At 31.0% G+C, this 13395-nt stretch carries 16 protein-coding genes; 15 read left to right on the plus strand and 1 reads right to left on the minus strand.

Features of this window, described 5'->3' with window-relative positions:
* Positions 1 to 16: 16 nt before the first annotated feature.
* The gene (locus C1A40_RS15995; RefSeq protein WP_102996775.1) at positions 17 to 1021 is read right to left on the minus strand and encodes an IS30 family transposase; all 1005 of its coding nucleotides are present in this window, start codon (positions 1019 to 1021) and stop codon (positions 17 to 19) included.
* A gap of 778 nt (positions 1022 to 1799) precedes the next feature.
* Here C1A40_RS15995 and C1A40_RS16000 point away from each other — a divergent pair.
* The 15 genes from C1A40_RS16000 to C1A40_RS16070 all read left to right on the plus strand — a co-directional run bounded on the left by C1A40_RS16000 (position 1800) and on the right by C1A40_RS16070 (position 13297).
* Entirely contained in the window at positions 1800 to 2582 is a 783-nt protein-coding gene (locus C1A40_RS16000) for a hypothetical protein (RefSeq protein WP_102996776.1), read from the plus strand.
* Positions 2583 to 2745: 163 nt separating this feature from the next.
* Positions 2746 to 3483 carry an abortive infection system antitoxin AbiGi family protein gene (locus C1A40_RS16005; protein WP_102996777.1) on the plus strand — a complete coding sequence of 246 codons (738 nt, stop codon included), beginning with the start codon at positions 2746 to 2748 and terminating at the stop codon, positions 3481 to 3483.
* A 9-nt stretch (positions 3484 to 3492) separates the two neighbouring features.
* The gene (locus C1A40_RS16010) at positions 3493 to 4470 is read left to right on the plus strand and encodes an AbiTii domain-containing protein (protein ID WP_102996778.1); all 978 of its coding nucleotides are present in this window, start codon (positions 3493 to 3495) and stop codon (positions 4468 to 4470) included.
* Between the two features lie 231 nt (positions 4471 to 4701).
* On the plus strand, positions 4702 to 5001 hold the full coding sequence (locus C1A40_RS16015) for a type II toxin-antitoxin system RelE/ParE family toxin (protein ID WP_102996779.1): 300 nt from the start codon (positions 4702 to 4704) through the stop codon (positions 4999 to 5001).
* A gap of 3 nt (positions 5002 to 5004) precedes the next feature.
* Positions 5005 to 5283 carry an addiction module antidote protein gene (locus tag C1A40_RS16020; protein WP_102996780.1) on the plus strand — a complete coding sequence of 93 codons (279 nt, stop codon included), beginning with the start codon at positions 5005 to 5007 and terminating at the stop codon, positions 5281 to 5283.
* Positions 5284 to 5499: 216 nt separating this feature from the next.
* Positions 5500 to 6504, plus strand: coding sequence for an IS30 family transposase (locus tag C1A40_RS16025; protein WP_102994224.1), 1005 nt, complete (start codon positions 5500 to 5502; stop codon positions 6502 to 6504).
* Between the two features lie 39 nt (positions 6505 to 6543).
* A complete protein-coding gene (locus tag C1A40_RS16030; protein WP_102996781.1) occupies positions 6544 to 7128 on the plus strand; it encodes a hypothetical protein in 585 nt (194 codons plus the stop codon).
* A gap of 207 nt (positions 7129 to 7335) precedes the next feature.
* Positions 7336 to 8340, plus strand: coding sequence for an IS30 family transposase (locus tag C1A40_RS16035; protein WP_102994224.1), 1005 nt, complete (start codon positions 7336 to 7338; stop codon positions 8338 to 8340).
* Between the two features lie 287 nt (positions 8341 to 8627).
* Positions 8628 to 9986 (plus strand): IS110 family RNA-guided transposase, encoded by a 1359-nt coding sequence (locus tag C1A40_RS16040; protein ID WP_102996782.1) that lies wholly within the window; start codon positions 8628 to 8630, stop codon positions 9984 to 9986.
* Positions 9987 to 10017: 31 nt separating this feature from the next.
* Positions 10018 to 10524 carry a hypothetical protein gene (locus C1A40_RS16045; protein ID WP_102996783.1) on the plus strand — a complete coding sequence of 169 codons (507 nt, stop codon included), beginning with the start codon at positions 10018 to 10020 and terminating at the stop codon, positions 10522 to 10524.
* A gap of 221 nt (positions 10525 to 10745) precedes the next feature.
* Entirely contained in the window at positions 10746 to 11126 is a 381-nt protein-coding gene (locus C1A40_RS16050) for a DUF7668 domain-containing protein (protein ID WP_102996784.1), read from the plus strand.
* 6 nt (positions 11127 to 11132) lie between these two features.
* A complete protein-coding gene (locus tag C1A40_RS16055; protein ID WP_102996785.1) occupies positions 11133 to 11564 on the plus strand; it encodes a hypothetical protein in 432 nt (143 codons plus the stop codon).
* A gap of 229 nt (positions 11565 to 11793) precedes the next feature.
* Entirely contained in the window at positions 11794 to 12465 is a 672-nt protein-coding gene (locus C1A40_RS16060; RefSeq protein WP_158651390.1) for a hypothetical protein, read from the plus strand.
* A gap of 180 nt (positions 12466 to 12645) precedes the next feature.
* Positions 12646 to 12939, plus strand: coding sequence for a type II toxin-antitoxin system HigB family toxin (locus tag C1A40_RS16065; protein ID WP_102996765.1), 294 nt, complete (start codon positions 12646 to 12648; stop codon positions 12937 to 12939).
* A gap of 1 nt (position 12940) precedes the next feature.
* On the plus strand, positions 12941 to 13297 hold the full coding sequence (locus C1A40_RS16070; protein ID WP_102997242.1) for a helix-turn-helix domain-containing protein: 357 nt from the start codon (positions 12941 to 12943) through the stop codon (positions 13295 to 13297).
* Positions 13298 to 13395 lie beyond the last annotated feature (98 nt).

The raw sequence follows: 13395 nt of genomic DNA on the forward strand, positions 1-13395 counted from the left end.
TTTTTTTTGTATGAGTCTAAGCTACAATTTTTAGTTCTTTTATCATAACTTCATTAGGGGTTTTAAATCCAATAATTTTACGAGGTCTATTGTTTAATTTTTCTTGAATTTCGATGAATGTATTTAAGTCAATTTTGTTAAAATCTGTTCCTTTTGGGAGGTACCTTCTGATGAGTCCGTTAGTGTTTTCATTGGTACCTCTTTCCCAAGAAGAATAGGGGTGTGCAAAGTAAATTTTCATACCTGTTTTCTTGGTAATTGTTTCGTGTCTTGCCATTTCAATTCCATTATCGTAGATCATAGATTTTTTGAATATGGGATCTAGTTTGTTAAGTTCTTTAGAAAACATTTTAGCAATTTCCTTAGAGTTCCTGGCTTTTAGTTTGATAATTAATGTATATCTAGATTTGCGTTCTACGATAGTTCCAATAGCCGATTTTTGATCCTTCCCAATCATTAAATCTCCTTCCCAGTGTCCGATTTCATTTCTTAGGTTAATATGCTCGGGCCTTAGGTCTATACTGACTTGGTTTAATATTTTAGATCCTGTTCTGCGTCTTTTTTTAGAGGGTCTACGTCTTGTTTTTTTGCGTACGAGGAGTTTAATTAGTTTTTTATTTAAACTAGCTTGAGGCTTTGCATATATGTACCTATAAATTGATTCGTGAGAAATAGACATTATAGGATCATTTGGGAATTCTTCTTTTAGTCTTCCAGCAATTTGTTCAGGAGTCCATTGTGATAATAAGCCCCTATAGACATAAATTCGAAGTCTAGGGTACTTAGATATTTTATCAATATTTCTTTTGTTTAGGTAATCATCTTTGGCGCACCAATGAGCTAGTTCTGCTGAGTATTTATCTCTATCTGTTTGCACCCATTTATTAACTTCTCTTGTAACCGTAGATCGAGCTCTGTTAATGGTTATAGCGATGTATGATTTATTCTTTTTTTCAGTTAAAAGAGTCTCAATCTGTATTCTTTCTTTAAGGGTAAGTCTACCTGTTTTTTTTCGTACCATAATTACAAATCTATTAATTTAGATTTGTTGCGTTAAGTTCTTGAATACGGATTAATGGCTAGTTCGAGCTTGCTTACGAATATTCCTGCGGAATATTCTATTCGGTTTTTATTTGTTAACTTCCGTGCTGAAACACGCCACTAATCATACACAAAACCGTTAGCGTACATGGTTTACTCAAATCTAAAAAAAAGTGGTTTAAATACTAAAAATCAAGGCAGTACCCTACTCTATCCAAGCTAAAAAGGTGTTTAATATATATATAGTATTATAAGTTTTGTGGCAAAGCAAAACGTAACAAATCGGACTTTCTTACTCAGACGATTTCGGACAAAATCAATGCGCAACTAATACGGCAGACTAACAAACTTTGCGGCAAAACAAACCGGAATAATTCGGATTTCACTCACTCTTGCGATTTCGGACCATAGCAATACGCAATCTGGATGGCGGACTGATAAACTGCATGGAAAAGCAAAATGCTATAATTCGGAATTAATTACTCAGACGATTTCGGATTCCAAGCAAAACGCAAACCGGACGGCAAATTAAAACCTGAAAATCAGTTGTTTAAATATAGTTATAATACAATTCTAAAAATTACACGTACGCTAACAATATGTATAATTAATTGCTTTGGCCTGTGATTACTTAGAAAATTCCTTCGGAATTTTCTCGTTCTCGGTTTTGTTTACTAAATTAGTCCCGAAATACGCAACTAAATCATACATGTAGACGTTGCCAGTAATACGAGAAACTAACTTAAAACCAACCAAATATGAAAAATTCTAAAATTTATCTTTTAATTGTTTTTGTACTATTTAGTCTATCAATTAATGCTCAAGAGAAAGGAGATATTATTATTCTTGATGTACCTACAACAACTTCAAATGTACAAGGATTAGTGTCTGGAGAAACACTAAAGAAAAACGCAGATTTTCTTCAATCAGGCATCAAATTTAAAGTTGTTAGCAAATTAGATAATGTTGTTCAACTTCAAGCACTTAATTTTGGGAAATTGACAGAAAAACAAAAAAAAGACTATGAAGCAAAAGGAAAAGTTGACTTAAGTGAAATTTACAATAATAAAATATATACAATTTCGAGAGTTGATTTTGACGGAAACGCTGAAAAATTTGAACCGAGAGAAAGATTAAGTATTGGATTATTGACTTTACCGTTTAAAGCTCGCCCGCAAAATGATTTTTCATTTGATACGGAATTTAATTTAAACTCGACACTTAATTGGTCATTTGCATACTCAAACAATGTTTCAATAAATTGGCAAATTGGCGCTGGAATTGGAACAGTTGGTCTAAATACAAGTAATTCTGCTGGACTTGCAGATGACGAAGCCCAAGATGTATCAACAATAACTTTCTTAAGTGGACTTATGCTTCAATATAATAAAGTTCAAGCTGGAATTTATATTGGCGTTGACCATATTAATAACCAAAGTAATTATCAATGGGAAAGCAACGGGAATATGTGGTTTGGATTTGGAATAGGATATGATTTATTTAATCTATCATTGGCAAAGGAATCTAATGAACAAAAATAAAGTACTACTGGCAACAACGTGTATAATTAATGGCTAGGTCGAGCTTGCTTACGAATATTCCTGCGGAATATTCTATTCGGTTTTTATTTGTTAAATTCGATGCTAAATCACGCCACAAATCATACACGAGACCGTTGTGCTTAATTAAAACCATCAATCGAAAATGAGTATTTCACCATCAACACTTTTCCATTTTACAAACAAAAAAGCACTATTTGATATACTTAGAGATAACTTCAAATTAAAGTATTGTTTGGAAAAATTACCAAATGACAAAGAGGAAGGAAAAATTGCTGTACCAATGGTTTCATTTTGTGATATTAAGATATCAGAAATAACAGAACACATTGAAAAATATGGAGAGTATGGAATTGGTTTGAGTAAAGATTGGGCAAATGAAAAAAAACTTTCCCCTGTTTTTTATCAAAACTTAAAATCTGAATTTTCAACAAACTTTAGAGCAAATATTAAAGAATTTCTCGCTGACAAAAACATTGACATTAAACATAAAGGAACAATTATAGATTTGTTGCGACTCTCTAAAGAATATGAAGGTAAACTAATTAGAAAAACTGAAACTATAGAAAAATATAGATTTGCTGATGAAAGAGAATGGAGATTTGTGCCAAAAATGACTTTAAAAAAAGACATTCCTGATTTTATCAATGAAAAAGATTATGATACAACAGAAAAAAAGCAAAAAGCTAATGCTAAATTAAAAGATGAAAGACTTTATTTCAACGCTAATAATATTATGTATCTAATCGTAAAAGAAGAAAGTGAAATAAATGAACTAATAAACCACATTAGACAAGTAAAAGGTAAAAACTACACAATGGATGAAGTTGATAGGTTGACTACTAGAATTATTTCCTGTGAAAGAATAATTAATGATTTTTAAAAAAAATATATGATTCAACAAATTATATCTGATTTGACAAATGATGATAAATCATTAGTTAGCTCATTGCTTAAAACTAAAGTATTTGCTTCTCGAATAAAAAACAAAAAATTACTTGAATGGGTAAATAGGGAAATTAATGGCTATTCTACAAATGACTCACTTCCAGAATATAGAATTGGTAGTGCGACTTCCTCTTGTACTTTAAGACAAGGTTATGCTGTGCAAGAGAATACACCTGTTCCTATTTCATTTATAGATAATGAAAAAATGAGAAATTTCTTTGTTGAGTTTGAATTTAGAGATAGCGTTAAAACTTTAGAAAGCTATTTAAGCAATAAAGATAATGATACAATAATGAAAGTGTTACCAATAGACTTTTGGGCTGTTCTAACTAGGGCTATGAGAGAATCTGGGTTTAAAGGGGAAATAAGAGATATAAAAAAAATGTCTCATATTTCTACCATAACTCAAACTCTTACAGAAATCAGAAGTGAATTTTTAGATTTAATGTTAAAATTAGAATCAGAATATCCCAATTTACCTAGTAATTTTGAAGAAATCAGCGAAGATATTAAAGATGATATAACCAATACAGTTAATATTATAATGGGTAATCAATACAGTATTACAAATACTGGTAACAGTAATACTATAAATACTGGTAATGATGCAAAAATTAATACAGCAACTGGAACTAACATAAATCAAGAAATCGAAACGAGTAGTTTAAAAAAAGAGGAGATAAAAAAACTTGCCGAACAAATTAAAAATATAGTTGACAAAATACAATTAAAGCAAGACGACAAGGAAGATATAATTGATGAAACAGATAGAATATTAACCCAAATAAAAAGAGAAAATCCAAAGAAAAATATAATAAGTCAATCTTTAAATACTACTTATGACATTTTATCTAAAACGGATTCAAATCCTATAACGGAACCTATTATAACAGAAATTGAAACTCTACTATCGAATTTTTAAATAACTAAGCACAACAACGTATATAAAAAATAGCAGTTTTGGTGCTTAAACAAAAGATAAATAATAAAATAAAGGTCAGTTATAATCCGAAAAGTTAGTGCTTAAAAATCCGCTACTTTTCATATACAAGACCGTTGTGGTGCATTAAAATTCACTCTGCTAAAAATCGAATTTCTAAGCAATTAAATCATAAATTATTCTTATTTTTGTATCCAAGTAGATACAGTATTTATGTTCTTTATTGAAAAAACAACTGAATTTGACAAATGGCTAAAAAAGTTAAAAGACTTTAAGGCAAAAGCAAAGATTTTATTCAGAATTCAAAAATTAGAAACGGATGAACATTTTGGAGATTGTAAAACGGTAGGCGACGGAATTCGTGAAATGCGAATAAATTTTGCGAAAGGTTACAGAATTTACTTCAAAGAAAAAGACGGAAAAATTATTGTCCTTTTGATTGGTGGAGATAAATCAACTCAACAAAAGGATATTGTGAAAGCTAAAGAAATTTGGAAAAAATTAAATAAATAGAATATGGGAACTTCAAAATTTGAAATTGCTGATTATTTAGATAGTAAAGAAATGATTGCGGAATATCTAAATTCAGTTCTCGAAGAAGGAAATAATGCGGATATCATTAATGCAATTGGACATATTGCAAAGTCTATCGGAATGACAAAAATTGCGGAAGAAACTGGTTTAAGTAGACCTAGTTTGTATAAAGCATTATCCGATGGAGCGAAACCTCAATTTGCTACAATTATGAAAGTACTAAAAGCTATTGGAGGACAAATCCAAGTGAATCCAGCATAAGCCTTATAAGTAACGCTCCACAACAAGGTGTATAATTAATGGCTAGGTCGAGCTTGCTTACGAAAATCCTGCGGATTTTCTATTCGGTTTTTATTTGTTAACTTCCGTGCTAAATTACGCCACTAATTATACACGACACCGTTACCCAAAATTAAAACATCATTTTCCGTATTCAAGAACTTAACGCAACAAATCTAAATTAATAGATTTGTAATTATGGTACGAAAAAAAACAGGTAGACTTACCCTTAAAGAAAGAATACAGATTGAGACTCTTTTAACTGAAAAAAAGAATAAATCATACATCGCTATAACCATTAACAGAGCTCGATCTACGGTTACAAGAGAAGTTAATAAATGGGTGCAAACAGATAGAGATAAATACTCAGCAGAACTAGCTCATTGGTGCGCCAAAGATGATTACCTAAACAAAAGAAATATTGATAAAATATCTAAGTACCCTAGACTTCGAATTTATGTCTATAGGGGCTTATTATCACAATGGACTCCTGAACAAATTGCTGGAAGACTAAAAGAAGAATTCCCAAATGATCCTATAATGTCTATTTCTCACGAATCAATTTATAGGTACATATATGCAAAGCCTCAAGCTAGTTTAAATAAAAAACTAATTAAACTCCTCGTACGCAAAAAAACAAGACGTAGACCCTCTAAAAAAAGACGCAGAACAGGATCTAAAATATTAAACCAAGTCAGTATAGACCTAAGGCCCGAGCATATTAACCTAAGAAATGAAATCGGACACTGGGAAGGAGATTTAATGATTGGGAAGGATCAAAAATCGGCTATTGGAACTATCGTAGAACGCAAATCTAGATATACATTAATTATCAAACTAAAAGCCAGGAACTCTAAGGAAATTGCTAAAATGTTTTCTAAAGAACTTAACAAACTAGATCCCATATTCAAAAAATCTATGACCTACGATAATGGAATTGAAATGGCAAGACACGAAACAATTACCAAGAAAACAGGTATGAAAATTTACTTTGCACACCCCTATTCTTCTTGGGAAAGAGGTACCAATGAAAACACTAACGGACTCATCAGAAGGTACCTCCCAAAAGGAACAGATTTTAACAAAATTGACTTAAATACATTCATCGAAATTCAAGAAAAATTAAACAATAGACCTCGTAAAATTATTGGATTTAAAACCCCTAATGAAGTTATGATAAAAGAACTAAAAATTGTAGCTTAGACTCATACAAAAAAAAGCAACGTTTGTTGCGTTAGAACCTTGAATGCAGCTTTTATACAATTGAGTTCAATATTAAAAACCATAGACTTCTTTCAATTTTTAAAAGTTAGATACGCAGGAAATATTCCATATCAAAATATTTTAATTGTTGGACTTATATTGGGATGGTTTACTTATCTCGGATTAGAAAGAAATTGGATACCAATTAAATTAATTATTTCTTTTACTATAACCGTAAGTGCCATAATAACTTTTTGGTTTAAAAAATTTTATAAAAATAATTTGGGTTTTTATTGGTCATTCTTTCATAATATTGGTATTGGATTAATTTTTGCTTTCTTGTTTTTAAAAAGTAATGATTTATTATCTTCAAAACCAATAGTATATAACAATTACCGAATAACTGATGTAAGATTTGTTCATGGTATTACCTCTAGAGGTAGTAGAACAAGTCCAATGAAACCTATTATTTCAATTGATTTTAAGGGAACAAATAAAAATTTCACTTTAAGTCCAGTAGACTCAAAAAATATAACAATTAGAAATGCATATATCGGAGTAAAAGAAGGATTTTGGAATTATGATGTTATTAAATCAATCGATATTGCAAGAAAACAAAAATAACTTTGGGTAACACCAGCTATAGTTCATTGCTTCTGACCTTCCTCGCGGAAAGTCCTCGCAAATTTGCTATCTTCGGTGCACGGTGGAAAATCCTCGCGGATTTTCACGCAACGAAACCATAGCCATAACCGTTACCCACAATATTGAAAAAACCTTTCCGTATTCAAGAACTTAACGCAACAAATCTAAATTAATAGATTTGTAATTATGGTACGAAAAAAAACAGGTAGACTTACCCTTAAAGAAAGAATACAGATTGAGACTCTTTTAACTGAAAAAAAGAATAAATCATACATCGCTATAACCATTAACAGAGCTCGATCTACGGTTACAAGAGAAGTTAATAAATGGGTGCAAACAGATAGAGATAAATACTCAGCAGAACTAGCTCATTGGTGCGCCAAAGATGATTACCTAAACAAAAGAAATATTGATAAAATATCTAAGTACCCTAGACTTCGAATTTATGTCTATAGGGGCTTATTATCACAATGGACTCCTGAACAAATTGCTGGAAGACTAAAAGAAGAATTCCCAAATGATCCTATAATGTCTATTTCTCACGAATCAATTTATAGGTACATATATGCAAAGCCTCAAGCTAGTTTAAATAAAAAACTAATTAAACTCCTCGTACGCAAAAAAACAAGACGTAGACCCTCTAAAAAAAGACGCAGAACAGGATCTAAAATATTAAACCAAGTCAGTATAGACCTAAGGCCCGAGCATATTAACCTAAGAAATGAAATCGGACACTGGGAAGGAGATTTAATGATTGGGAAGGATCAAAAATCGGCTATTGGAACTATCGTAGAACGCAAATCTAGATATACATTAATTATCAAACTAAAAGCCAGGAACTCTAAGGAAATTGCTAAAATGTTTTCTAAAGAACTTAACAAACTAGATCCCATATTCAAAAAATCTATGACCTACGATAATGGAATTGAAATGGCAAGACACGAAACAATTACCAAGAAAACAGGTATGAAAATTTACTTTGCACACCCCTATTCTTCTTGGGAAAGAGGTACCAATGAAAACACTAACGGACTCATCAGAAGGTACCTCCCAAAAGGAACAGATTTTAACAAAATTGACTTAAATACATTCATCGAAATTCAAGAAAAATTAAACAATAGACCTCGTAAAATTATTGGATTTAAAACCCCTAATGAAGTTATGATAAAAGAACTAAAAATTGTAGCTTAGACTCATACAAAAAAAAGCAACGTTTGTTGCGTTAGAACCTTGAATGCAGCAACCCAAAAACTCCTCAGTACGTAAGCTAACGTAAAATTTGTAAATTACTATTCTAATATTTAGCTCTTTGCAAGGCCGTTTTTCAAAGTGTTGCTGCTTTATGTAAGCACGTGCGCAATCCTGGTTAGAATGTTTGCCATCAGTACATTGGCGACCACGCTTTCTGTGTGGATCCCGTTCAGAATAATCTCTTTGCCTAAAGCACATTCTCTTAGAGCTTTTTAAATTTAAGTTTTATGGATGATAAAATCACACTAGATGTAATCAACAAAAATGCTGCTGGAATTGACATAGGTAGCCGGAGTCATTGGGTAGCCGTAGGGCAGCAAGATTCTCAAATTAAAGAGTTTGGTGTCTACAATGAAAATCTTTATCAATTAGCCGATTGGCTTGATGGACACGGAATTAAAACTATTGCTATGGAAAGTACTGGTAATTACTGGCAAAATTTACATGCCGTGCTAGTTTCTAGAGGCTTTGAAGTGACCTTATGTAATGGTAAGTTTACCAAGAATATTAAAGGCAAAAAAACAGATGTAAAAGATTGTCAATGGATACAAAAACTAAACAGCTTAGGTCTTTTATCTTCCAGTTTTCTACCAGATGAGGACACAGAAATTCTTAGAACTTTTACACGACACAGACATAATCTTATTAAGCAAGCGGCTTCGGCAACTAAAAAAATGCAAAAATACCTCAGACTTATGAATATTAGACTGGATGTTGTTGTTAAAGATGTTGTAGGGCTTACAGGTCTTAAAATCATAAAAGCTATAGCGTTAGGTGAATCTGACCCTAATAAACTTGCTAGTCTAAGACATTACAATTGTAAAAAAAGTGAAGAAGAAATTGCTAAAGCATTACACAGTAATGGACGTAAAGATTTTTTATACGCTCTAAAAGATGAATTAGAGACTTATGAATTTATTCAAAAAAAAATCAGAGAATGTGATGATCAAATAGCTGCTAAACTAGATGAAATTATAGGTAAAGACCCTGAAAAAGCCGAACATTATATTGATAAAAAACCTTACAAAAGACTCAATAAAAACACGCCTAAAAATATTGATATCAATTTAAAATCATACCAAATGTTCAAGGGCATAGATTTAATGAGCATAGAGGGAATGAGTTATAATACTGTCCTAGCTATAATGAGTGAAGTTGGGTATGATGGTATTAAAAAATTTAAAACTGCTAAACATTTTACATCTTGGCTCAGACTAGCTCCTAATAACAAAGTAAGCGGTGGAAAAGTTCTGTCTAGTAAAATTGGTAAAGGCAGTAGCCGATTAAAAATAGCGCTAAGAAATGCGGCAAATTCTATTGGTAATCTAAAAGACAGTACGCCTCTTAGAGATTTTTTTCATAGAATCAATTTTAGAAAAGGAAGAGTATCTGCTATTACAGCAACTGCAAGAAAATTAGCAGTAATTATTTGGAATATGATTGTAAAGGGGGTTGCATACCATAACCCAGAGGGTTATCTTTACCTTGACCAAAAAAGAAAACTCGGACTCGTAAAAAGAATGCGCAAGCAAATTGATAAATATGGACTCACAAATCAAGATTTACAACTACCTGAAATACAGTGATTTAATTTTACGTTAGTCAGAATTTGAGAAAATGAAAATCCAGAAAGATAATTTAACCCCAGAACAGAAAAAGAAAGCATATCTAAAAATATTATTTCTAATAATAATTATCAGCGGATTTTTCATTTATAAACATTTTGACAAAACTTACAGAGAAAATTTATTAAACGAAAATACAGGCTTTACTTTCGGTAAAATTATTGGAAACAGCACTTATAAATCGACACAAAACTTTATTGAGTATAAAGTAAACGGAATAAAATATGAAATTCGACCTTTAAGTTCTCGGATTTTTAATATTGGAGAATTTTATAGTATTAAATATTCTAAATCTAAACCTGAAATTTCAGAAGTTAATTATTCAAAACCAATCATAATAGAAAATTCCGATTTTGACACTCTCGTTGGAATTGTAACCAAAACTTTTGAAAATGAACGTTTGAGTGTTTTATCATTCTCTTATAATTTTAACAACAAAAAATATGACCGAGATGTTATTCTAGAAAAAATAGGAGAATTAAAAAAGAGAATAGAATAAAAATATTAGTTAATAAGAGAAACCCAAAAATTTCATATTTATCGGAACAAATAAAAACGGAATAAAAACTGCACACAACAACGTGTAAGCGCAATAACGGCGGAATTTTCTACCGAAAATTCTCGCCTTTTTATTAACTTGGTTGCGTCAGCGGAAAATACTCGCGTATTTTCCCGTTACTGACGCTTACACAAACCCGTTAGCAAACATTAAAAATAAAAATGAACAAAATAGAAGTTGAAAAAAATGAAGAAGAAGAGCTTCCTATACCGGATTTATGGAGACCGACTTTTAAAGCTATTGTGAATGCGTTTGTTCAAAAAAACTATGAACTTAGCTCTGGAATAAATAATGTAAACCCAGTTTTAGAAAATACGGCTGAACAAATAAAGGAATATATTGAGGATTATGGAGAAGTGTTAATTGAACTACCAGACGAAACTTGGAATACATCTGTTTATATATGTTATGGAAACTATTGGAATGTGCTGATTGACTTATATACAGAAGGAGAAGGATTGAGTGATTTAGTACTTAAAGCAGAAGTAAGGGAAAATAACACTGAATATCTATTTGATATTAGAATGGTTTATGTGCCGTAAACAATAATGATGCGCAAAATAGTTGAACGGATTACACAGGAATTATTAATGAGGAGAGTTTTTAAAAAGTACAAAAACAGTCTTCCAACCAAATCCGTTTCTGAAAAACCAAAAATGGATTATCACGTTTTAGCTGATGCTGTAGTTTGGAATGACGAGGGAATTAAAAAATGTAATCCTGAATTGGAAAATGCATTAAGATACGCTCTTAATTATCGAACAAGTTTGATTGTTGACAAGAACTTTGAAATTAAAAAGAAGAACTCGAACAGCATTGGAAAACGAACTTTTGAATTAGCTAAAAAATATTTCCCTAACTGGATTGGATTTGAAAAAAAACGCTGTGAATACAATCAAGAATTGTCGGACAGAATTAAAAGAATACGTAAAGTTTCTGAATGGAAAATCGAAAGACTAATGAATAGTGAGGAAACCTAATTCGAATAAACAACGTTTGCTAACACGGTGTATAAAACATAGCTAATAAGTGCTAAACCGAAAGGTTTGCGTATATTTAGAAAGTCCGCCAAATTTTTAATTTGGCTTTTAAAAAGAGAAAATTAAAAACAAAATATAAAAATTCGGCTCTGTGTTTATCCGAAAAGTTAGTGTCTTTTTACACGCTACGTTTCATACACAAGTCCGTTGCCAGTAATTTAAAATGACCTTGGAGATAACGAAAAAAGAAGTTGAAAAATTAATTAAAATAAGAGAAAATGACACTGTTAAAAATCATTTTCTTACAGTCATTTCACGTGATTTTCAGGCAAAAGGTGAAATAACTTCGAATAAAATAAAATTCTGGAAACAAGGATTTTGGAATATGTCAACTTATCCTATATTTATATTTGAATTTAACTCAGAAAATCATTTAATAAACATTACTGATAAAATAAATCCAATTGGTAAAATATTTAATCTAATAATATTAATACCTATAATTTTTTTAATTGTCATACAATTTATAAATGGCAGTAATTTAATTGATAACTGGTTACCGTTTACACTTTTTGGTATAATTTTATTGTTACTTATTTTGATTGTTCAAAAAGTCTATAATTTTGAAAAACAAAACCAACTTGAAAAAATTTATGCCCTTTTAGATATAGAAACAGAAGAAAAGATTGCTGAAAAAGAATGGAGTTATAAAAAAATAATTACTCGGATTTTTATGTATCCTTTTTGCATTGGACTTATACTTTTGGCCATATTCTTACTTTTCCCAGATGGAAAAATAATTTATGCAATTGCTTGTCTTGCTATAGCTGGAACTTATTTATTTAGTGACATAAAAATATTAATCGGAAAAAAAACTACTGGCAACAATGGCTATAAGTAATTGCTTGTTCTCGCCTACTTCTGAAAATCCTCGCGGATTTTCAGTTTGGTGTGTACTTGCAAAGTTAACCGCTAAACCACGCAACTACTCATAGCCGAGACCGTTAGCACAAATAAAAAAAACTAGGAAAAGTTACCGTATTGGTAACTTTTTCATATATTTGCAACAAAATAATAAAATGTGAGAGTAATTGCAAAACGAACTTTACGTGATTTTTGGATAAAACACCCTGATAGTGAACAACAATTAACATCGTGGTATCGAGAAACCGAAAAAGCTGCATGGAATTCCATAAACGAACTTAAAACAGAATACCCAAATGCGAGTATTTTAAAAGACAATAGAATAGTCTTTAATATAAAAGGGAACAACTACAGATTAATTGTAAAATTCAATTTCGAGTTTCAAATCTGTTGGATACGATTTATAGGAACTCACGCGCAATATGATAAAATTAACGCTAACGAAATTTAAAATGAAAATAACTCCAATACATAACGAAAAAGATTATCAAAATGCTCTTGAGCGACTTGAGGAAATTTTTGACTCAAAAAAAGGAACTGAACTAGGTGATGAACTTGAAATACTTTCGATTTTGATTGACAAATACGAGAATGAGAATTTCCCAATCGGAATGCCAGATCCTATAGAGGCAATAAAATTTCGAATGGAACAAATGGGAATGAAACAAAAGGATTTAGCCGAAGTTGTCGGATTTAAAAGTAGAGTAAGTGAAATCCTAAACAAGAAGCGTAAACTGACTTTAGAAATGATTAGAAAACTAAATGTCACTCTGCATATTCCGACAGAGGTTTTAGTCCAAGATTATTAAACAAAATAAAATTACTAGTGCTAACAAGGTGTATAATTAATGGCTAGGTCGAGCTTGCTTACGAATATTCCTGCGGAATATTCTATTCGGTTTTTATT

Origin of the sequence: Tamlana carrageenivorans, from assembly GCF_002893765.1 — a bacterium.
GTDB classification, from domain to species: domain Bacteria; phylum Bacteroidota; class Bacteroidia; order Flavobacteriales; family Flavobacteriaceae; genus Pseudotamlana; species Pseudotamlana carrageenivorans.

Bases quoted from the DNA above. Each gene is read 5' to 3' on its own strand.
- C1A40_RS16005 (WP_102996777.1), top strand. From the start codon at position 2,746: ATGAGTATTTCACCATCAACACTTTTCCATTTTACAAACAAAAAAGCA.
- C1A40_RS15995 (WP_102996775.1), bottom strand. From the start codon at position 1,021: ATGGTACGAAAAAAAACAGGTAGACTTACCCTTAAAGAAAGAATACAG.
- C1A40_RS16000 (WP_102996776.1), top strand. From the start codon at position 1,800: ATGAAAAATTCTAAAATTTATCTTTTAATTGTTTTTGTACTATTTAGT.
- C1A40_RS16025 (WP_102994224.1), top strand. From the start codon at position 5,500: ATGGTACGAAAAAAAACAGGTAGACTTACCCTTAAAGAAAGAATACAG.
- C1A40_RS16050 (WP_102996784.1), top strand. From the start codon at position 10,746: ATGAACAAAATAGAAGTTGAAAAAAATGAAGAAGAAGAGCTTCCTATA.
- C1A40_RS16010 (WP_102996778.1), top strand. From the start codon at position 3,493: ATGATTCAACAAATTATATCTGATTTGACAAATGATGATAAATCATTA.
- C1A40_RS16015 (WP_102996779.1), top strand. From the start codon at position 4,702: ATGTTCTTTATTGAAAAAACAACTGAATTTGACAAATGGCTAAAAAAG.
- C1A40_RS16020 (WP_102996780.1), top strand. From the start codon at position 5,005: ATGGGAACTTCAAAATTTGAAATTGCTGATTATTTAGATAGTAAAGAA.
- C1A40_RS16035 (WP_102994224.1), top strand. From the start codon at position 7,336: ATGGTACGAAAAAAAACAGGTAGACTTACCCTTAAAGAAAGAATACAG.
- C1A40_RS16055 (WP_102996785.1), top strand. From the start codon at position 11,133: ATGATGCGCAAAATAGTTGAACGGATTACACAGGAATTATTAATGAGG.
- C1A40_RS16040 (WP_102996782.1), top strand. From the start codon at position 8,628: ATGGATGATAAAATCACACTAGATGTAATCAACAAAAATGCTGCTGGA.
- C1A40_RS16070 (WP_102997242.1), top strand. From the start codon at position 12,941: ATGAAAATAACTCCAATACATAACGAAAAAGATTATCAAAATGCTCTT.
- C1A40_RS16045 (WP_102996783.1), top strand. From the start codon at position 10,018: ATGAAAATCCAGAAAGATAATTTAACCCCAGAACAGAAAAAGAAAGCA.